The organism is Rossellomorea sp. DUT-2 (assembly GCF_052665285.1).
This window is the reverse complement of the sequence record NZ_JBQPEO010000003.1, coordinates 193234-212739: the sequence shown is the minus strand read 5'-3', so window position 1 is coordinate 212739 and position 19506 is coordinate 193234. Positions and strand designations below refer to the sequence as shown.

18 protein-coding genes are annotated in these 19506 nt (G+C 43.2%); 2 read left to right on the top strand and 16 right to left on the bottom strand.

The features are described from left to right. Nucleotide 1: 1 nt before the first annotated feature. The 8 genes from ACOSV2_RS11820 to ACOSV2_RS11785 form a co-directional block, all read right to left on the bottom strand. A complete protein-coding gene (locus tag ACOSV2_RS11820; RefSeq protein ID WP_428975246.1) occupies nt 2-646 on the bottom strand; it encodes a DUF4129 domain-containing protein in 645 nt (214 codons plus the stop codon). An 83-nt stretch (nt 647-729) separates the two neighbouring features. Beyond that, a complete protein-coding gene (locus tag ACOSV2_RS11815) occupies nt 730-1659 on the bottom strand; it encodes a hypothetical protein (RefSeq protein WP_428975245.1) in 930 nt (309 codons plus the stop codon). A 252-nt stretch (nt 1660-1911) separates the two neighbouring features. Continuing rightward, complete coding sequence (locus ACOSV2_RS11810; protein WP_113968787.1) at nt 1912-2544, bottom strand: response regulator transcription factor; 633 nt, start codon at nt 2542-2544, stop codon at nt 1912-1914. Then, nucleotides 2537-3586: a sensor histidine kinase gene (locus ACOSV2_RS11805; protein WP_428975244.1), complete on the bottom strand. Its 1050-nt coding sequence runs from the start codon at nt 3584-3586 to the stop codon at nt 2537-2539. Before ACOSV2_RS11805 ends, ACOSV2_RS11810 begins: the two co-directional genes overlap by 8 nt. Beyond that, nucleotides 3583-4314 (bottom strand): cell wall-active antibiotics response protein LiaF, encoded by a 732-nt coding sequence (gene liaF, locus ACOSV2_RS11800; RefSeq protein WP_428975243.1) that lies wholly within the window; start codon nt 4312-4314, stop codon nt 3583-3585. Before liaF ends, ACOSV2_RS11805 begins: the two co-directional genes overlap by 4 nt. Nucleotides 4315-4644: 330 nt before the next feature. Further along, nucleotides 4645-5298 (bottom strand): PspA/IM30 family protein, encoded by a 654-nt coding sequence (locus ACOSV2_RS11795; protein WP_428975242.1) that lies wholly within the window; start codon nt 5296-5298, stop codon nt 4645-4647. Between the two features lie 15 nt (nt 5299-5313). Further along, the gene (locus tag ACOSV2_RS11790) at nt 5314-5658 is read right to left on the bottom strand and encodes a lmo0954 family membrane protein (RefSeq protein ID WP_148967341.1); all 345 of its coding nucleotides are present in this window, start codon (nt 5656-5658) and stop codon (nt 5314-5316) included. Between the two features lie 349 nt (nt 5659-6007). Beyond that, nucleotides 6008-7795, bottom strand: coding sequence for a M3 family oligoendopeptidase (locus ACOSV2_RS11785; protein ID WP_428975241.1), 1788 nt, complete (start codon nt 7793-7795; stop codon nt 6008-6010). A 175-nt stretch (nt 7796-7970) separates the two neighbouring features. Between ACOSV2_RS11785 and ACOSV2_RS11780 the strand changes: the two genes are divergently transcribed. Together ACOSV2_RS11780 and ACOSV2_RS11775 are read left to right on the top strand one after the other, a co-directional pair. Then, nucleotides 7971-8693, top strand: a complete 723-nt coding sequence (locus ACOSV2_RS11780; RefSeq protein ID WP_428975240.1) for a TspO/MBR family protein — start codon at nt 7971-7973, stop codon at nt 8691-8693. A gap of 85 nt (nt 8694-8778) precedes the next feature. Then, entirely contained in the window at nt 8779-8913 is a 135-nt protein-coding gene (locus tag ACOSV2_RS11775) for a hypothetical protein (RefSeq protein WP_428975239.1), read from the top strand. A gap of 23 nt (nt 8914-8936) precedes the next feature. On the opposite strand, the gene ACOSV2_RS11770 is transcribed toward ACOSV2_RS11775, so the two are convergent. From ACOSV2_RS11770 to ACOSV2_RS11735, 8 genes are all read right to left on the bottom strand, one after another. Further along, a complete protein-coding gene (locus ACOSV2_RS11770; RefSeq protein WP_428975238.1) occupies nt 8937-10823 on the bottom strand; it encodes a cation:proton antiporter in 1887 nt (628 codons plus the stop codon). 134 nt (nt 10824-10957) lie between these two features. Continuing rightward, entirely contained in the window at nt 10958-12274 is a 1317-nt protein-coding gene (locus ACOSV2_RS11765) for an oligosaccharide flippase family protein (RefSeq protein WP_428975237.1), read from the bottom strand. A gap of 121 nt (nt 12275-12395) precedes the next feature. Continuing rightward, a complete protein-coding gene (locus tag ACOSV2_RS11760; RefSeq protein ID WP_428975236.1) occupies nt 12396-13739 on the bottom strand; it encodes a glycoside hydrolase family 30 protein in 1344 nt (447 codons plus the stop codon). Next, on the bottom strand, nt 13736-15103 hold the full coding sequence (locus ACOSV2_RS11755) for a GH1 family beta-glucosidase (protein WP_428975235.1): 1368 nt from the start codon (nt 15101-15103) through the stop codon (nt 13736-13738). Before ACOSV2_RS11755 ends, ACOSV2_RS11760 begins: the two co-directional genes overlap by 4 nt. 15 nt (nt 15104-15118) lie before the next feature. Continuing rightward, nucleotides 15119-15895, bottom strand: coding sequence for a carbohydrate ABC transporter permease (locus tag ACOSV2_RS11750; protein ID WP_262371858.1), 777 nt, complete (start codon nt 15893-15895; stop codon nt 15119-15121). 144 nt (nt 15896-16039) lie between these two features. Next, the gene (locus ACOSV2_RS11745) at nt 16040-16939 is read right to left on the bottom strand and encodes a carbohydrate ABC transporter permease (protein ID WP_428975234.1); all 900 of its coding nucleotides are present in this window, start codon (nt 16937-16939) and stop codon (nt 16040-16042) included. 73 nt (nt 16940-17012) lie between these two features. Beyond that, nucleotides 17013-18326, bottom strand: coding sequence for an ABC transporter substrate-binding protein (locus tag ACOSV2_RS11740; RefSeq protein WP_428975233.1), 1314 nt, complete (start codon nt 18324-18326; stop codon nt 17013-17015). A gap of 103 nt (nt 18327-18429) precedes the next feature. Then, nucleotides 18430-19455, bottom strand: a complete 1026-nt coding sequence (locus ACOSV2_RS11735) for a LacI family DNA-binding transcriptional regulator (protein ID WP_428975232.1) — start codon at nt 19453-19455, stop codon at nt 18430-18432. Nucleotides 19456-19506 lie beyond the last annotated feature (51 nt).

Genomic DNA, 19506 nt, shown 5'->3' with positions numbered 1-19506 from the left:
CTTATGCGTAAGGCTTTGGATCCGTTTCATTTCCCAACCAGCTAAGAGCTTCCTGCTTATAGGGAAGATACTCTTCTTCCTCCACTTCCCGCTCCCCATAGGCCACCTCATCAAACAGAAGGGCCAGCCTGTAGAATCGCTCTGCCCAATCCCGATTCACTTTACGCAGTTCATCATAATACTCCCAATTTGTTTTCCAGACCTTCGCTTCGAGGTAGTCTCTTTCGTGAAAGTATAATAGGAGGGCCAGGAACATATGACGGGTTGCTTTCGAATAATCTTCGAGCCCCTCTTGTTTATGTGCTTCTTCTAAATGTCTTTCATGGGACCACTCCATCTCATTCATGGATTGAAGTGGTTTATTCGAACGGAATTTCCGTTTTCGGACTCCGTTCCGAATGGCGAAGAATGCAACAACGAGGAGAATGGCCACTACAATGACAATCAACGTGATGAGGATGCCCGATGCCGCCCCGCCTGTCGGTTCAAGGGAAGGGAACAGTTTTCCCAGCTGTTCTGAAAGCCATTCCTTTGCCTTCCCCCACCAACTGGCCAGCAGTCCCTGAGACTCCTCACGATAGGCCTTGTATTCCTCCCCACCCAAGATTTCTTCAATGTGATCTCTTGCTCTGTTTTCATTCAACATTTTCTTCACCTAGCTTTCAGATCAAAAGCCCGGAAGCATGAGGCCTCCGGAGCCAGACTGGATACTTAAATTGTTCAAAGAAGCTATTGAATAGCGTTATAGTCATCGATCATTTCATTTAAATCATCTGCGTCATGTCTCGTTTTAAGGTCAAGGAACATAACCCCGAAACCAACGGCGAACAGCATCGAAGTAAATAAAGACACAACGTTTACAATCATGCCGTACAGGACACTATTCCCTAATACCAACCCAAACGTTAATTCGAAGGCTGAGCTTACAATTCCAACGATCAAGCCGAATACAATGAATAACCCAAGAAGGATCCATCCACGCTTCTTCGTCAGTCTCCAGCTTCTGCCGAGACCAGGTGCATCCTTTTCTATGGCTGTCGCTCCAAAATAGAAGCTCCAACGTGTTAAGAAGTAAGCTACCGCAACCCCGAATGCAAGCAACAGGACAACTCCGGCGACCACAATCCCGACGCCCGGCTCCAGAAGTGCAGCACCGAATACTCCGGCAAAACCAAAGATGAAAATCGGAACAAATACGATACCGAATACAATCACTCCGAATAGGAGACTGCTTCCGATAATCGGCCAAAAGCGGGAGAATGCCTGCTTGATCACAAGCTTCACCGTAAATTCTTCATTCTTCCTCATATGATTCAGGGCAAATAAAATCGCTGCTTGTGCGATAGGAGCGAGGATTATACTGATAAGTCCAATAAGACCTGTACCAAGCTCAGCCGCCAGATTTACTTCTGGACCCCCTTCGTCCGTAAATTCACCTGAAAAGCTGTTGACAATCCCATCGAACCAGGTCTCCCCTGTACCGACCGTTCTAAAGAAGCTAACCCCTGCTGCCAGCTCAATGAGTGCTTGCAGTAAATAAACAGGCCCTAACAGAATAAGAAAAATAAGAAAAAAGTCTTTAAAGCGGTTTTTACTTAATCGAAATGTATGGTCCAATATTTCACCGAACCCTTTAGGCTTACTAAATTTTGTGTTCACGTCGTATCCCCCTACCGGTTATTTTTCAATATTTGACAATATATCGCTTATTCTACCATTATTCTTCCTCCCGTTGATGATAGATTTGTATTTTTTTCATTCTTGTTACCAAAATGCACCAATCCTTATTAGATGTATATTTCACGCTTGGATTCTCATGCTTGGCATTTTGGGGAAGGAGATCCGTTTGCTTTCTTCTTTCTATACGAAAAAGTGACCCAAAAGTTTTCTTTTTGGGTCACTTTTTCTTTATTATTTAGCTAAGTCATGTTTAAAAGCATAGATCACAGCCTGGGTCCGGTCCTGGACTCCGAGCTTGGAGAGGATATTGCTCACGTGGGTTTTCACTGTTTTCAGGGCGATGAATAATTCATCGGCAATTTCCTGGTTCGTTTTCCCTTGTGTCATTAGGAGAAGGATTTCCAGTTCGCGGTTGGTGAGCTCTTCATGGGGATGAGAAACGGTCTTCTGTCTCATACGTGTCATCATTTTCCCCGTGACTTCCGGTTCGAGAATCGATTGACCGTTGTACGTCTTACGCACCGCTTCGGCAATCTCACTCGCTTTCGACGTTTTCAGCATATAACTGACCGCGCCGGCTTCCAGGGCCGGGTACACCTTATCATCATCCAGGAAGCTGGTGACGATGATGATCTTAGCGTCCGGCCACTCTTGAATGATCTCCTTTGTCGCCTGGATGCCATCCATTTCTTTCATCACAAGATCCATGAGAATGATATCAGGCCGTAGCTCCAGGGCAAGCTGGACGCCTTCTTTCCCATCCGACGCTTCCCCGACGACATCAATATCCGCCTGAGCCGATAGATAAGAAGAAACCCCGATCCTTACCATTTCATGATCATCTACGAATACCACTTTAATCATTTTTTTCACCTTCATTCTCCACAACGGGAACCTTCACTTCCAAGCGTGTTCCCTTATTCGGTACACTGATGATTTTAAACGTACCACCGATTTCAATGGCCCGCTCCCTCATATTCTGAAGCCCATAGGAGCTTGTAACCTTCGATTCGTTCACATCAAAGCCCCGACCATCATCCACTACCCGTAAAATAATGATCGATTCCCTTTGGATCAATCGAATATCCAAGGAAGTCGCCTTCGCATGTCGCAAGGTGTTTGAAACCGACTCTTGCAGTATTCTGAAGAGATGATCTTCGATTCCTTTATCAAGGCTCATGTCTTCTATTTTCCACTCGATATCAAGGGGGACCTTCTGAGCTAATTCGACCAACAGCTCCTTCATTCCTTCTTGAAGATTCTTTCCTTTTAACGCAACGGGGCGAAGATGAAGGAGGAGGGCCCTCATTTCAAGCTGAGACTGATGAATCATCTGTTCCACCATGCCTAGCTGCTTTTCTTCATGAGCAGTTCGGCCGGGCGATGATGTTTCCGTGATGGCTGACATCAGCATCGATGCGGCAAATAGCTGCTGACTGACGGAGTCATGTAATTCTCTCGCCAAACGGTTTCGCTCCTGGGAAACGATTTCCTGAATTCTTTTTTCCTGCTCTTCCGCCTTTTCATTGGCAAGCTTCTGGGAATATCGCGCTTGATCCGTTAAATGTTTTCCTAACGAATCGACCTTTTTCCAAACCTGCTGCACTTCCGAGGTTGCCGTTTCAGGAAGTGTGATCAATCGTCCCTGCTGCACATTCATAAGGGCATCTTCTATCTCCCTCAGCTGCCGTTTATCCTTCAACCCTGTCCGGATGCCAAACACAATCCCGATAAGGATACTCACAACGAGGATAAACCCTGCTCCCGGTATATCCATAATCTCTACTTCCCATAATAGGGACCAATCCTCCAAGGGATACAAATAAAAATAGGACAGGGATAAAAAGACCACCATCCCAAGGGAAAAGAGAATGCCTGCAACAATCTGCTTACTGACCGTGCTCATATTCTCTTCACCTCTAAATCCCCAATCCACATAGAGGTGACAATCTTCACCCGCTGGACAGACGTATCATATCCAGGTGTTTGATAATAAAGGGACTGATTGATCGCTTTCGGCTCCACTTCTTCAAAAATCTCAATCGAACCGGCAAGTACTGAGTGATGGACACTCACTTCTACATCGTACGGAATCAAGATTTCAATATTGCCTAAAATGTTTCGAATCGAAACGACGGACGTCCCTTTAGGAAGCACCGTATTTCCAATATCGATGACCGAGTCTCCAATCACACCCTGAATGTTAATATCATTCCATTCGTATACGTCTTCCGGAGTCCGTTTCGGCCCGAACCATTCGTTTTGAAGAGCAGACTTTTTCATGACGAGTGGCTCATTGTTCTGGGTGAACGTTTCTTTAATCATCGGAGTGATGTATTTAGGATGTTTCTTGGAATCAGCAAAACGGACGATGATAAATAGAAGAATGGCAAACAATAAAAATTTAAACGCTACGGTATTAAAGATATTGATGGCTAAGCTGATGATCCCGAACCACAGCAGGAGCTTTCCAAGAGTACTCGGAAGCTTCTTTCTTCCAATATAGATACAGAAGGCCGCAATCGAGAGAAAGACGAGAACCCCCCCATCGTAGAATGATACTTCCAACAGTATTAAAAGGGTTCCTATTAAAATGATCCAGCTGATCCCGTCTGAACGTAAACGATTGAACAAGGGGGTTCCTCCTTTCTGGTTATGTATTTTTTTGAATGAAGATTTTTCGACAAGAGGTTCATATATCGTGATTCCGGATTAAAAAGTTCGTAATGTGGTTCATATTTTCTGATTTCGGGTCATAAATCCCAAATCCGGTTCATATCCCCTCATTTCGGGTCATAAATCTCAAATCCGGTTCATATCTCCTCATTTCGGGTCATAAATCTCAAATCCGGATTATAAATTTCTCATCCTAACATATATTTGATGCTAAAACGGGGTGAACCCGCTTGGGCTCCCCCTTTGTTTATCGTTTCAATTCGTTTTCTTAGATTAGAATACCATGTTTTACGAAGGAATGGCTTCCGTTTCCTCTTTTTTTACTTCTTTTTCTAATTTGGCGATCTTTGCGTCGATCGTATTTCGATAATAAGAGGAGTTCACACCATGCTCTAGATGATCTAAGTATGTTTCAATTTCATCGAATTTAGAGAAAGCCTGGCTATTATAGCCTGAAGACGATTCAAGTACAGAATTCACCTTGTTATGGGCACGGGCGATATTCTCTCTTCCCATCAGCTCCATTCGCTTGATGTACATATCCTTCAGCTTGTGTTTCATCTCTTCATATTTTCTCTCAAGCTCCTCAAGCTCTTTCGTTGCTTTCAGCTTGGAGTCCTGGATGCGCACGGCGCGCTCTTCATAGTATTTTTGTTCCTGCAGGGCAAATTCATACAGGCCTTCTTCATTTGCCTTCGATGCAACCTCAGCCTGGTATTTTCGTTTGTCACCTAATGCAGAAGCCTGCTGATACTCTTTTTGGAATTCTTCTTTTAATAGATATTGTCTTTCCACAAGCTTACTTACTTTTTCTACTTCCTGCTCACATTGTCTTAAATAATGATTCAACACGGCAATTGGATTTTTCTTTTCCTTTTTATCTAATGCTTCGTGCAGGTCGGACATGACTGTATTTTTAATTCTTTGAAATAAGTTTGCCATAGTGAAATCTCTCCTTTAGTTTTTTAATTGAGACCATTCTCTTTCAAAATTTGTGAATGGATCCGATGATTTTTCTTCTATAATCACTTCTTCTTTTTTCCAGTTCTTGTAGATCACATACAGAACGTATAGAGCAACCAATCCGATGATCGCAGGGAAGTTGGATATCGAAGCACTGAATGCCGCAAGACCGATCAGTGCCCATAAGATCTTCTTCATTGTGGAATCTGTTTTCACAAATCCTTTAAAGCTGTAATACATGATCACTAAAGAGATGGCGAGCCCTACGATCGGTCCCAAATTGGCAAGCAGGACAATGGCTGCAATCCCTCCGGCTAAAAGCAATCCGAATTTCTTCATATGTTGTTGCCTCCTTTCTTCTTCATGTCTCTATCCTATCTATTTTCGGGGTTTCCCATAACGAGCCTGAGCTTTATTTTCGTATCAGACTTGAGGCTTAGGGGTGGTAGGACTTGTCGTTTTTTGGTGCTTCTGGGGTCGGGTCACGAAATTTGTCGCTTTTTGAAGGACGGTCGATATATTGAAAATACGGTTGATAAAATGAAAGAACGGTTGATGAATTTTTTTAAAGGTCGATAAACTTGAATATCGGTTGATAAACCTGAATAACTTACGATAAACCACAACAACAGTCGTTCCACTACAAAAATAAGGTCCGTCCCCAAAATGGAACGGACCCTACAAAACATTATTCTGTTAACTCAAGAAATTCTTCCACATCCGCTATGCATAGCTTGATACCTTTTTCCCAGAAGGCTTCTTTGGTAATGTCTTCACCGAGGTGCTTCATCGCAAGCTCCTCGACATTCATGACCGCTGTGTCACGCAGTAATGCCATGTATTTATCTTCATAGCTTTCATCCGACTCCAGGGCTTTGGCGTAAATACTCAGTGAGAACAAGTATCCAAAGGTGTACGGGAAGTTATAGAACGGCACTCCTGTAATATAGAAATGAAGCTTCGATGCCCAGAAGCGCGGGTGAACCTCTCCAATGGAGTCTGAGAATGCTTCCTTCTGAGCGTCCACCATCAGTTCGTTGAGTTTATCAGCAGGTACAATCCCCTTCTTACGTTCTTCATAAAAACGGGTCTCGAATAAGAAGCGAGCATGGATGTTCATGAAAAACGCGACACTTCGCTGCAGTTTATCTTCCACTAAGGCAATCTTTTCTGCCTTCGTCTCCGCTTCTTTTACGGCAGCATCGGCGACGATCATTTCGGCAAAAGTCGATGCGGTCTCGGCAACGTTCATGGCATAGTTCCGATTCAATGTATGCATCGGTTTTAACGCATAGGAATGAAACGCATGCCCTAACTCGTGTGCAAGGGTGGAGACATTCGACATAGAGCCGGAATACGTCATAAAGATACGAGATTGATCACTTAACGGGAAGGATGTGCAGAACCCGCCTGGACGTTTCCCGGACCGGTCCTCTGCTTCGATCCATTGGTTCTCAAATGCCTTTTCAGCAAACTGAGCCATCTCCTCACCAAATCGGGAGAACTGCTTCAGAATGAATTTTGCCCCTTCATCATATGACAAGGTGCTCGTCGATTTGGCCACGGGTGCGTCCAGGTCATACCAATCGAGTCGGTCTTTCCCGATTAGTTCCGCTTTTCTTTCCAGGTACTGAACGAAAGGCTGCTTGTGCTTTGAAATTGCGCCCCACATGGCATCCAGTGTTTCTTGCTTCATACGATTATATTCAAGGGGTTCCTTCATCAATTCGTCCCAGCCACGCTTTTTATAGACATTCAAGCGAAAGCCGCCCAGGTGATTAAGGGTCCTTGCAAAGAGTTCCTCATTTTGTTCCCAGGCCTTCTCTAATTTTTCAAAAACCTGTTTGCGCGTATTGGCGTCTGGACTTGAGAGCAGGTTATTTGCCTGACCGACCGATAGTGTTTTTCCACCGTGTTCAATCTCCACGGCCCCCACGATTGTGTCATACATCTGTCCCCAGCCGTGATAACCGTCGACGGCTAACGCCTGGATCAGTGACTCTTCTGTGCTGGATAGCTTATCTTTCGCTTTTTGTCTCCACTCATTGAGGACGAACGTAATTTCACTCAGTTGATCATGCTGAAGCAGTTCATTCCAGACCTCCTCTCTGCAATCTGAAAGCTGCTGCTGAAACTTTGTAAAAGTAGAAGAAAAGTCGGCACTCAGGCTGGTCACTTCCGCGCGGAGAGAACCTGCTTTTCGGTCATGCATATTTTGAGCTTCAAGACAGCTCACGAAGGCACCTGCCTGACGCAAATACAGCATCACTTCTTTGGCTTCTTCAATCAGGTTCCACACCAGGTCAGCATCACTAGCCGATTGCGGCGGATGGAAAGCGAGTGCATTTTCTGCGAAGTCATTTTTCTTTTTTTCTAACGTATCGAGATGCTTTCTGAATTCCGGTGATTCACTTCCTCCTTGGAAAAAAACATCTAAATCCCAAACATCCGAATATGTATGATTTGTACGGTCCATATTGTCCCCCTAATAGATTTTCTCATTGTCCCTATCCTATTTCTAATTCTCGATAAATCCCTTAAATCCTTCCTGATCTTTCACTAATCCTTTTTGCCTAACTCTCTTCATTTGGTTTTTAATATGACAAGAGTGGAATATTATATAACAACACTACTTACAGGGGGTACACTCAATGAAACTGATCTTGAATATTTTAGCATTCGCTTTAGTGATCGTTATGAATACGCTGGCTGTGACTTTGCCTTTGAATAATCAATCCACTGGTGAAATCAGTGACAGGCTCGATATCATGATTACTCCGGCGGGTTATGTCTTTTCCATCTGGAGCCTGATCTATCTGCTGCTCGCGATTTGGATCATCCGTCAGTTCCCTAAAGACAGAAGAGATCTTCCCCTTTACCAGGAAACAAGCGGACTTTTTATCCTGAGCTGTTTATTGAACTCAGCATGGATCTTCGTTTGGCACTACAATTACTTTCTCGTTTCCGTCTTTATCATGATCGGACTCCTATTAACTCTTATTGCCCTTTATAGACGGGTGAAGAGCACAGGTCCGTCCCTCCTGGATATAGCCCCATTTTCGATATACTTAGGTTGGATTTCGGTTGCCACGATTGTGAATATCACGTATTACTTAACGGATATTGGCTGGGGCGGTTTTGGCATTTCTGAATTAGTGTGGGCTTATCTCGGACTGATTGTCGCAACGATCCTTGCTTTCTGGTTCCGCATCGGGCAGCATGACATGCTCTATCCGCTTGTGTTTGTTTGGGCATTTGTCGGTATCGGAGTAAAGAACATGGCAGAACACTCAACCTATGCCTATACTGCCTATGCACTCGCCTTTATCATCCTCATCTTTGATCTGGTCTACAAGAGAACACGACAATCATAATGTGCACGAAGGTCCGTCCCTCGGGCCTTTTTTTTGTATAGGAAGCCTTCCGATGACTTACATTATGTGATAGGGGGTGTGTAGTATGAACCAGCAAAAGAAAAACGTCACTAGTTCCGGAACGGATATTGATGAGGTTAAACGACTCAATCAGCATTCAGGGCTGACGTATAGTCAAGTGAAACAGTTACTGGGAGAACAATATAGCGGAAAGAAATAGATGCAAAAAAAGAAAGCGTCGACTTAGTCGGCGCTTTCTTGATTCGTTTCATTTTGAGCATTTATGATCTCTTTTTCACGTTGAACCGTAAGTTTCTCCTGAATCTTATTCTTTTCCTTACAGGGCTGAGTGAGACTGACAATCACATCTCCCTGCTCAATCTTAGGTGAAGCACCTTCCGTAAAGAACTCGATTCTGCCTGCAGGTTTAAGGGCAAACATCAATAATGTATTTTCATCCCGCTCCTGCAGATAAGATTCAAATGTGTACTTTTCAGTAATATTCGTTTTTCTGAATACGTCTCCCCGTTCGACACGTTTATTCAGCTCTTCCCACGTCACGTGGTTTTGGAAGAGGATCCTTCCGCCAATCGTATGAACCATATCTTCAAGATCATCGTCCCGCTGGCTGCGCAAACTCAGTTGGAATAGGTTATTACGGCCAATCTCCGGAACAAACGTCGTACAGACAAGAGCGTTGTAAGAATCAAGCTCCGTGGCCGCAATCATGTATTCATACGGCGTCATATCCAGATAGTATTCCGTTTGTTCGGACAAGATTTCACCACGGTAGAATGGGATCCCGGCTTTTCTGACTGAAAACAATCGTTGCCATGATGAATCCGAAATTAAGACGGGAATCTTCAGGTCTTGAAGGGTTTTGGCAAATTCAGTACTGAATTTACTTCCTCCCACAATCATAACTCCCGGTCTTTCATCAATGGCAAGGTCCAATTTTTTCGCCAGCCATTTAATGGAGAAGCCATGTGCACATACCGTAGAGAAAACAAGTGCAAAAGTTAGGGACGTCAGTATAGCCGCATCTTCAAAGCCTTTATCTAATAGGACTGAAGCAAAATAACTTGAGACGGTCAGCGCGACAATTCCCCTTGGGGCAATCCACCCGACAAGCAATTTCTCCTTATTAGAGAGGTCCGTCCCTATCGTAGATATCCAAATCGATAATGGTCGGACAATGAATAACATAAGAAGCACAAACGCTACGATGTTCCAGTTAAAGATTCGTAATAGCGTATCTACGGTTAACGAAGCCGTCAGCATCACGAAAATGGTTGAAATGAGTAGTACTGAAATGTTTTCTTTGAAGTGACGCATATCATCAATGGATGAAATATGCATATTCGCAAGTGTCATCCCCATTGCCGTGACGGCTAACAGTCCTGTTTCATGTGTGATCTGATCTGAAACTGTGAAGCAGGCAAGAACCAGCGCAAAAACAACAGGTGATTTCAAGAACTCCGGTACATGTCCATTTTCAAAAATGAAGCCTGTGAATTTCCCCAGTGCCCATCCAAATACCACGGCAAATAAGGAAGCTGCAAAGAAGAGTAATAAAGCTAATCCCGTGACTTCATCGCTTATAAAGAAATTAATGATTTCAAAAGCAAAAACGGCAAGCAGGGCACCGAATGGATCAACGACTATACCTTCCCATTTCAGGATCGCTGCAGGTCTTGGTTTCAACTTCGCCTGTCTGAGCAGCGGTAGAATGACGGTTGGACCAGTTACGATAAATAATCCACCAATGACAAAGGAAACAGCCCAGGATAACCCGGCCACATAATGAGCCCCGAGAGAACCTAATATCCAAGCAAGAATGGCTCCTATGGTGACTATTCTAAATAAAGGCTTACCTAATCCCTTTACCTCTCGAAAATTAAGATTTAAGCTTCCTTCAAAAAGGATGATGGCAACCGCCATGGATATAATGGGTTTGAACACTTCCCCAAAATCGTCCTTTGGATTAATGAGACCAAATATAGGTCCCACCAGCAATCCAACAATCGACATGACGACGATTGCAGGCAGCCTGAACCTCCAGGCAATCCACTGGGAAGCGATCCCGAGTACTCCGACTAACATGATGTTGAATAAAATAGAATCGATCATAGCTTTCTCCTTTGAAGGTTATGAAATCAGCCATCATAACAGTAGATATTATGTACGTGTTTCCAGGATAAAAGATTTGTCCCTCTTTGTGCAAAACAAAGAGGTTCAAAAGGGCACATCTGTTTTTTTATAGTTTACATTTTAATCGCTGATTTTAACCATAGAGTCGTTTCCAATTCTCTGCAGATCGTAAAATAATGAAGCATGGTGATCAGAACGGCTCCCGCGTTCATGCCAAGAATGACTCCCTCCATTCCAAAACGGGATCCGAGCAAGTATATCAGTGTAAAAGAAAATACACTCGACCATATGGTATGAAGGAGAGCATCCTTCACCAATCCCAGTCCGATCAGAAAGGCTTGGAGTGGAAACACCAGGAAATGAAAGAGAAAATACGGCCAGAGCAGCTTCAAATAATAGGCCGATGCCACAGAATGAAAGAACGTTTCTGTAATATAGCCCCCAAGCAAATAGTATATGAATACTACAGGGATTCCATATCCTAATGTAATCCACATTACCTGCTTAAGATGGGTCAGTATTCCATCAAAGTCCTTTGATGACACTTTTTCCGATACAGTCGGAATTAACACGATCAACATCGAAAAGGCAATAAATGATGGGAAAAAGCCGATGGTAAGGGCAATTCCAGCCAGCATCCCGAAATGCTCATTCGCTTCCAGCACTTCCATACCTGAAAGAACTAACGCCCATTTGATCAAAAATGGCTGAACGGCATGGGTGAGAGCGTGAAAAATCCGCAGCACGGTCGTTGGAACCGATACAGATAATACTGACTTTCTCATTTCAATTGTTGATAATGTAAAATGGCTTTTCTTTCTATTACCCCTAATCTCGAGTACGTAAGCATGAATTAAATAAACAAAGACGACCACTTCACTGGCAATCAGCGTCCCAAGTGCTATGAAGATGGACGTATTGATACCAAATGATAGAAAATTATAGATCGAAACCAGTAAAAATAGCTGAATTCCTTTACGCAGAAAATTAGCGACGGCAATTTTACCCATCTGCTGGATCCCCATAAAATAGCCTCTGGTGATCGAAGTAAACGCCACAATGGGAATGACAATCAAAATGAGCCATCGAATTCCTGGGTGGTATCCTTCAAATAAAGGAGTCCAGGCATATATGAGGACCATGACAATTAAGAGAATGCACGTCGTGATGACCGCAAATCGAAAGGCATAATGAAGCATGCCCCTATGATACTTTTCTTCCCGTTCGGCAAAGAATTTAGAAAGGCTGATCGGGAGCTCCATGCTCGACAAAATGACAATCAGAAACACAGTCGGCAGAATCGACATATACGTGCCAAGACCAGCTTCCCCAAGCTCTCGAGCCAAAATCATATTGATCACAAACTCCAAACACTCTCCTAAAAAAGCCGTCACCACCAGCACCAATGTACCTCTTAAAAACAGACTCATATGTTTGTACCCTGCCTTTGTTTTAGATGGTCTATTCTATGATGGTTGTCCGGGGAATATGTGAAGGGTGCGTCTATCTTCAACGCATAAAAGCAGCCCTCTACAGGACTGCTTTTTTCAATCAACTAATCATAAATGTCGTTATGGAATGCAAGGGAAGAGTCGTGGTGAAACTTCCATCGCCACAGCATAACGAAATCTCTTCATCATGGTCATTTTGATTCATGGCAACCACCACAATCTCCCCATCCTTATTTTCAAAGGCGGTAGCTATAATTCTTGTATTTGAAACATCGCTCCAAATACGTCTTGCTCCAGGCTTGATAAACTTACTAAAATGGCCAATATAATAATAAGAGCTATTATAGTGAACCTCGTCCTTCCCTGTATCTACGATCACCGGGGCATCGCAATAATTCCCTACGTGATTAGGTCCGCCTTCTTCATTCAATACCAGGTTCCAATCGATCCAGGCTTCAAGATAATTGTTCAAGTCCCCGATGATATTCCTGCCGTAACGCTCGCCGGTATCCCATGAACCTACTTGGACCCCGCCTTCCATGCACCCTTCTGTAAAAATCAGATGCTTATCAGGGAAAGCATGATGTACTTTAGAAAGATTTTCAAACTCCTCTGATACATACCAGTGCAAACCAGTTCCCCATACGTACTTAGCTGCTTCAGGATCCGATAACACGGCATGGGCACGCTCAAAAATCACATCACGATTATGGTCCCATATGATGACCTTCACATCATCATGCCCATTTTTCGCCAGGGACGGACCTAGATGATTTTTGATGAAGTCACGTTCTTCCACTCCTGAATACAAACAGGAATCCCACACCTGCTTTGCTTCCGGTTCATTTTGAATCGTGATGCCCCAGATTCGGATACCCTCTTTTTCCATCGCTTCTATATATTTCGAATAATAATCAGCCCACACAGATTCATACTCCGATAAAAGTTTCCCGCCATTGTTCATTTCACCGTTCGTCTTCATCCATGGAGGCGGACTCCAGGGTGAAGCTACAATGGAAAGCTCTTCTCCTGCTACATCCATGGCTTCTTGAATAAGAGGAATCACGAGCTTCTTCTCACGTTCGATGGAAAAGCTTTCTAACGACGTATCGCCATCCTCCACATACGTATAGTTCCCTAATGAAAAATCACAGCTATTGATATGTGTTCTGCCTAAACGATAGCCCAAACCTTCAATCGGATTGAAATACCGGCGGATGATTTCTTCCCGCTTTTCCGGGCTGATGAGGGACAGGCTGTGAGCCGCCGCTTCGGTGAACGCGCCACCAAATCCTAACATTTCTTGATATTTCCGCTCCGGGTCAAGCTGGATAAGAGTAGCGGATGGAGCAAGATCAGAAGAAAAGGAAACCGGTTCTTTTTCAGAGAAACGATCTCCTGTTTCTTTGGCTGTCAATATTACCTTTACTTGCGTCGCATTCATTGTGCAACTTCCTCAGCATTTGTATGAAGGCCATGCTTCTCTTTATGCTCCCGGATGATTTCAGCGTATCGGAAGGCGCTGTCCTTCCAAATCCGCTCCTGTGTATCGAAATCCACATAAAGGATGCCGAATCGCTTATCATATCCGAAGCTCCACTCGAAGTTATCCATCAGTGACCATAAATAATACCCCTGGATGTTCATGCCTTCCTCATTAAGGTCAGAAACTGCCTGAAGATGAAGATTCAAATAATTCACACGTTCCTGATCATGTACTCTTCCATTTTCCAATACATCGTCATAGGCCGCTCCATTTTCCGTGATATAGATTGGCAGATCCGTATATTCTTGTCTCAGGCGGCGGATGAGGTCTTTGAATTCATTCGGCGCAATATCCCAGCCCATCCCTGTTTTCTCATAATCAGAGTAGGCTCCTTTGTGCATGAAGTCATTGGCTGCACTGAACTCCACGATCCCACGGCTGTAATAATTGATCCCGAAGAAATCACATTCCGTTGAAATCAGTTCCATATCCCCTTCTTTGATAAAGTCATAGGTATGAACATATTTAGAGAACAGGTTCATCATGTCTTTCGGGTATTCCCCTTTGAATACCGGATCAAGGAACCAGCGATTCGAATAACCATCTGCATTGTTGGCAGCTAATGCATCGTTCACTGAATCCGAATTGGGATAAACCGGTGATAGATTCAACGTGATGCCGATATCCGTTTGGGATTCGAATTCTTTCTTCAGCATTTCAACCGCTTTTCCGTGGGATAGCAGCATGTGGTGGACCGCTTTGACCGCTTCATCCATATTGGTATGACCCGGAGCATGCACCCCTTGATGGTAGCCAAGGAAGCCCGCACACCAAGGCTCATTATGGGTGATCCAAGAATCGACTACTGAATCAAGTTCCGTGAAACATGCTCTTGCATATTCCAGGAACCATTGAACAGATTCACGATTGACCCATCCGCCTTCTTCATGCGCCCACATTGGCAGATCCCAATGATATAGCGTAACGGCCGGCTTGATTCCTTCTTCTTGAAGTCTTCTTGCAAGCTTTTTATAAAAGTCCATCCCTTCCTGATTGTACTTACCCTTTTCAGGAAAGATGCGTGGCCATGCAATGGAGAAACGGTACGTATCCACACCAAGGCGTTTAATATGCTGGATGTCTTCTTCAAATCGGTGATAGTGATCACATGCGACATCACCATTATGCTGCTTATACACTCTTCCCGGTATATCACAGAACATATCCCAAATGGATGGAGTTCTTCCCCCTTCCTGGTGTGCTCCTTCAATTTGATACGATGATGTGGCGGTTCCAAAGGTAAATGTTTTATCAAAATGCATATGTCATTCTCTCCTCTATTCTTTGATTGACCCTGCTGAAATACTGTTGACGATATATTTAGATAAGAATAGGAACGCAATCATGATTGGTACGACTGAAATGGCAATCCCTAAATACATCGATCCTAAATTTTGTGCTACTTGAGATCCCTTCAAGAATCCCATCAATACTGGCAACGTATATTTTTCAGGTGAGAACAGGATCACGAGTGGCATGATGTAGTTATTCCATGATCCGATGAACGTGAAGATCGACATCGTTGCAACAGCTGGCATCATGATCGGGATCGCCACTGTATGGAAAATCTTGAACTCACTCGCACCATCGATTCGGGCCGCTTCTATTAGACTTGGATGCAAAGTCGTCTTGATGTATTGTCTGAGAAAGAACACGACAAACGGACTTGCGATCGCAGGTACGATCAATGGGATGAAGGAATCCAGTATCCCAAGGTTCTTACTTAGTTCATAAAAGCCGATAAGCCCCAATTGTCCCGGAACCATCATCATCACCAGCATGAATACGAATAAGAAATTCTTCCCCCTGAATGTGTAAAAAGCAAATCCATAGGCTGTCAAAGCTGAAAAATATCCTGATAAAACGGTCGTGAGTACAGAGATGATCAGACTATTCTTAAAACCCGACCAGATGTTTACGTATTCCATCATATTGGTATAGTTTTCAACTAAGGAGCTGCCTGGGATCAAGGTGAACCCTGACAGGATGGCTTCATTTGATCTTGTTGCGTTCACAAGCATCATAAGAAATGGAATGAAGCAAATAATCGCCATCAACACAAGCACGATATAGATGATGCTCTTCACAATGTTATTTCTGGTCTTTAGTTTGGACTCATGTGGCAGAAGTTCAGGTATTGGTTTTTCTACTTTCCCAGTGGATACATTTTTTTCAACCGCTGTTTTTCCCAACATGCTTTACACCTTCCTTGCTTGTTTGCGTTCATTACCATACATCCCTTTGAAGACAATCGCAGAGAAAATCAAAGTAATGACAAACAATCCGTATGCTACAGCTGATGCATACCCGTAATTGTTAAACTTGAATGCTTGATTGTACAGGTACAGTACCATGGTATTCAGTGATCCATCCGGGGAACCGATTCCGTCTGTCAGAAGCATCGGCAGATCAAACAGCTGAAGGCCACCGATCAGGGATGTGATCATGATATAAAGTAAGATTGGTTTTAATAAGGGAATGGTGATTTTTGTAAACGTCTGCCATCGGTTTGCCCCATCGATCAATGCAGCCTCGTAGTAGTCTTTCGAAATTCCGGAAACACCCGCCATGACCACAATGAACGAATGACCGAACCACATCCAGGTAAGAATCAGGGATACAGACAGCTGTGCAGTCGTCGGCTCGTTCAGCCAATTAATCGGTTCTGATATGAGACCTATATTTAATAGAATCATATTTAATGATCCGTGCTGCCAGTCCAGTAAGATACCAAACAACAGAGCGACCGAACTAATCGTGATTAAATTAGGCAAATAAAAGATCGATCTGAAAAATGCCAAACCTTTTAACTTCATTCTCATATCAGAGAAGATTAATGCGAGTACAAGGGCCAGACCTATTTGCAGGGCAAAATTGATCCCCCATATTTTCCATGTGTTAAAAAACGCTTCCACAAAATAACTATCTGTCAGTAAACGGGTATAGTTGGCAAGACCAACGACTTCTGCTGTCCCGCTTCCTGAATAGTTCGTAAAGCTGTAGTAGAATGTAAGTGCAACGGGATAAATACTAAATATTAAAAAGATGATCCAAAACGGGGCGATAAACAGATAACCAAATCGATCTACTTTCTTCATTCCCCAGCCCCCCTAGTTGATAGATTTGACAGGTGGCACGGTTCCATGCCACCTGCCCTGAATTTTTTTCTTGTTAATTTTTTGGTACTTTTATGTCCGGATATGCGTTTTGTACTTTTTTATAGAACTCTTTAATGGCATCGTCTTTGGATTTCTTTCCGTCCACATACTGTTGAACGGCATTTCCGTAGAATGTATCAATCTGTTGATCGTATTTCGTTACGATACCAGGCTCGATTTCTTTCGCCTGCTCAAGGAAGAATTGATAGTTGTTTTGACCGCCAAGGAATTCTTCGCTGAAGTCATCCTTAATTTTGTTTGTTACCGGCAGATAAGATAAAACATCTCCCGTTTCTTTTGCCCAATCCGTCAGGAACTCGTCTTCCTGAGTCATCATTTTCACAAAGTCATAAGCAAGTTCTTTGTTTTCTGACTTTTCGTAGACACCTAACCATGTTCCACCCCAGAAGTATGGGCTTGGTCCACTTGTCACGGCCCAGTCACCGGCAGTTTCTTTTACATTCGTTTTCAGGACGCTGTGAAGTCCCCAAGTAGGAAGAACATAGGAGAATACTTGTGTTTCTTTCTCTTTTCCGTTTTCTTTCATTTTAATCGGCTTATCCATCGCTTCGAACCATGAAGGAGACCACTCAGCTGCAAGAGCTGTATAGTTGTTCTCACGAAGTTTTTTTGCAGATTCCATGTATTCGATCTTTTCATCAGTCAACTGAAGCTCATTCTTGTCGTTCACCCAAGGCTGTGGATTATCTCCTTGAGAGAACCAGCGGATAGAGCCCTCATCCGGGAACATGCTGTAGCCTTTTTCCTTCATCTTTTCAGCCACTTTGAATACATTGTCCATTGAGTTCATCATGTTTCCTACCTCGGTAGGATCATCTGTACCAAGTACTTCTTTCGCGATGCTTCTTCTATAGAAGATCCCGCCAGGAGTTGTCTGCCATGACAAAGCCCTTACATTTCCATCTTTATCTTTGCCTAAGTCGAATACATAAGGTACATATTTATCTTTGATTTCATCTACATTGTATGGTTTTTCCGATAAGTTTTCCCAGTAACCTGCGTCCACCCATTGCTTTAGGAACGCGATTTCACCAGTGAATACATCTGGTGCCCCTACTCCACTTTCTAATACAGGCTTTAATTTCGTCGGGTAATCAGCGATCGGTACAATCGTCAATTCCACTTTCACACCATTTTTCTCTTCAAACTTCGTAATCGGTTTCTTTAACTCATCCGTGAATGACCAAACCTTTAAATCTACATCTTTATCTTTTGAACTTCCCGATGACTCGGAATCTCCGGAGCAAGCTGACAACACCCCTGCCAGCAATACAAGCGTCATAAAAATCCCTAAAAACTTCTTCATCATTATCCCCCTTTGTTCTTTTTCAATATAGTTTCGAAAGCGGTTTCGATTCATTTCTTTTAAAAATTCCGAAACCGGTTTCGGAATTACCAAAAAATAAAAATTAATTCTTTTTTTCTTTTTTTACAGATGTGCATGATTCTCTAATGATTAGTTCTACTGGAATGATTTCTGTTGTTATGAGCTTCTTTTTTTGGATCATTTGTTTAATTAGTAATTGTCCTGCACGAGCACCGATTCTATCCGTGTCTTGTCTGACTGTGGTTAGTTTAGGAGTGACATACGCCGACATTTCAATGTCATCATACCCGATGACGGAGATATCTTCCGGTATTTTTAATCCCTTTTCTTTAATGGCTTCCATTGCTCCGATGGCCATATGGTCACCTGCTACAAAAACAGCGGTAGGTATCGTTTCGAGTTCTAGAAGGGATTTCATTGCTGCTCTACCTTCTTCAATAGAAAACAATCCACCATTCACAAGGTATTCTTGATGAATCGGAAGGTTTAAATCATTCATGGCCTTAGAAAACCCTTTAATCCTTTGTGCTCCTGCATCGACCTTTGGATCTCCTGAAATATGAGCGATTCTTGTATGGCCCAATGAATGAAGATAGTTCACTGCAAGCCTTCCTCCCTCAATATTATCGGAATAGACGACGCTGCAGTTCTGATTGCTCATATCAATCACGACAATCGGCAAATGATTATTAATCATGTCTTGAACCTGCGGGTCATTAGGGTCTGAACATATCACGACGATCCCATCCACTGCACGGTACATAAAATGCTCTAAATAACTAGTATCCCGATTTCGCAGATTACGAGAAGCAAAGATTAAATCATACCCTTCCCGTTCGACATGCTTTCGAAAACTTTCAATAAGGGCGCTGAAGAAAGGATGCTTCATCCCGACCTCATTGTCCTCAGCGAACATCACACCGATCGTCCAGGATTTTTTTGTCGATAAGGACTGAGCGTGGGCATTTGGTAAATACCCCATTTCTGCTGCTGCATCGAGGATTTTTTGCTTCGTTTTTTGACTCACATCTGTGTAATTATTAAGAGCTTTAGAAACTGTCGTACTGGAAAACCCAGTCCGCTTTGCTAAGTCATAGATTGTAACCATTGTTGTCTCCTCTTCATCGAAAGCGCTTTCGTTAATGTTATTATAGTCCAG

Excerpts from the sequence above, each read along its gene's own strand:
- ACOSV2_RS11775 (WP_428975239.1), top strand. The coding sequence starts at position 8,779 with ATGAACCAGCAAAAGAAAAACGTCACTAGTTCCGGAACGGATATTGAT.
- ACOSV2_RS11765 (WP_428975237.1), bottom strand. The coding sequence starts at position 12,274 with ATGAGTCTGTTTTTAAGAGGTACATTGGTGCTGGTGGTGACGGCTTTT.
- ACOSV2_RS11760 (WP_428975236.1), bottom strand. The coding sequence starts at position 13,739 with ATGAATGCGACGCAAGTAAAGGTAATATTGACAGCCAAAGAAACAGGA.
- ACOSV2_RS11755 (WP_428975235.1), bottom strand. The coding sequence starts at position 15,103 with ATGCATTTTGATAAAACATTTACCTTTGGAACCGCCACATCATCGTAT.
- ACOSV2_RS11820 (WP_428975246.1), bottom strand. The coding sequence starts at position 646 with ATGTTGAATGAAAACAGAGCAAGAGATCACATTGAAGAAATCTTGGGT.
- ACOSV2_RS11785 (WP_428975241.1), bottom strand. The coding sequence starts at position 7,795 with ATGGACCGTACAAATCATACATATTCGGATGTTTGGGATTTAGATGTT.
- ACOSV2_RS11795 (WP_428975242.1), bottom strand. The coding sequence starts at position 5,298 with ATGGCAAACTTATTTCAAAGAATTAAAAATACAGTCATGTCCGACCTG.
- ACOSV2_RS11770 (WP_428975238.1), bottom strand. The coding sequence starts at position 10,823 with ATGATCGATTCTATTTTATTCAACATCATGTTAGTCGGAGTACTCGGG.
- ACOSV2_RS11805 (WP_428975244.1), bottom strand. The coding sequence starts at position 3,586 with ATGAGCACGGTCAGTAAGCAGATTGTTGCAGGCATTCTCTTTTCCCTT.
- ACOSV2_RS11735 (WP_428975232.1), bottom strand. The coding sequence starts at position 19,455 with ATGGTTACAATCTATGACTTAGCAAAGCGGACTGGGTTTTCCAGTACG.
- ACOSV2_RS11740 (WP_428975233.1), bottom strand. The coding sequence starts at position 18,326 with ATGAAGAAGTTTTTAGGGATTTTTATGACGCTTGTATTGCTGGCAGGG.
- ACOSV2_RS11750 (WP_262371858.1), bottom strand. The coding sequence starts at position 15,895 with ATGGCGATTATTTGCTTCATTCCATTTCTTATGATGCTTGTGAACGCA.
- ACOSV2_RS11810 (WP_113968787.1), bottom strand. The coding sequence starts at position 2,544 with ATGATTAAAGTGGTATTCGTAGATGATCATGAAATGGTAAGGATCGGG.
- ACOSV2_RS11790 (WP_148967341.1), bottom strand. The coding sequence starts at position 5,658 with ATGAAGAAATTCGGATTGCTTTTAGCCGGAGGGATTGCAGCCATTGTC.
- ACOSV2_RS11780 (WP_428975240.1), top strand. The coding sequence starts at position 7,971 with ATGAAACTGATCTTGAATATTTTAGCATTCGCTTTAGTGATCGTTATG.
- ACOSV2_RS11745 (WP_428975234.1), bottom strand. The coding sequence starts at position 16,939 with ATGAAGAAAGTAGATCGATTTGGTTATCTGTTTATCGCCCCGTTTTGG.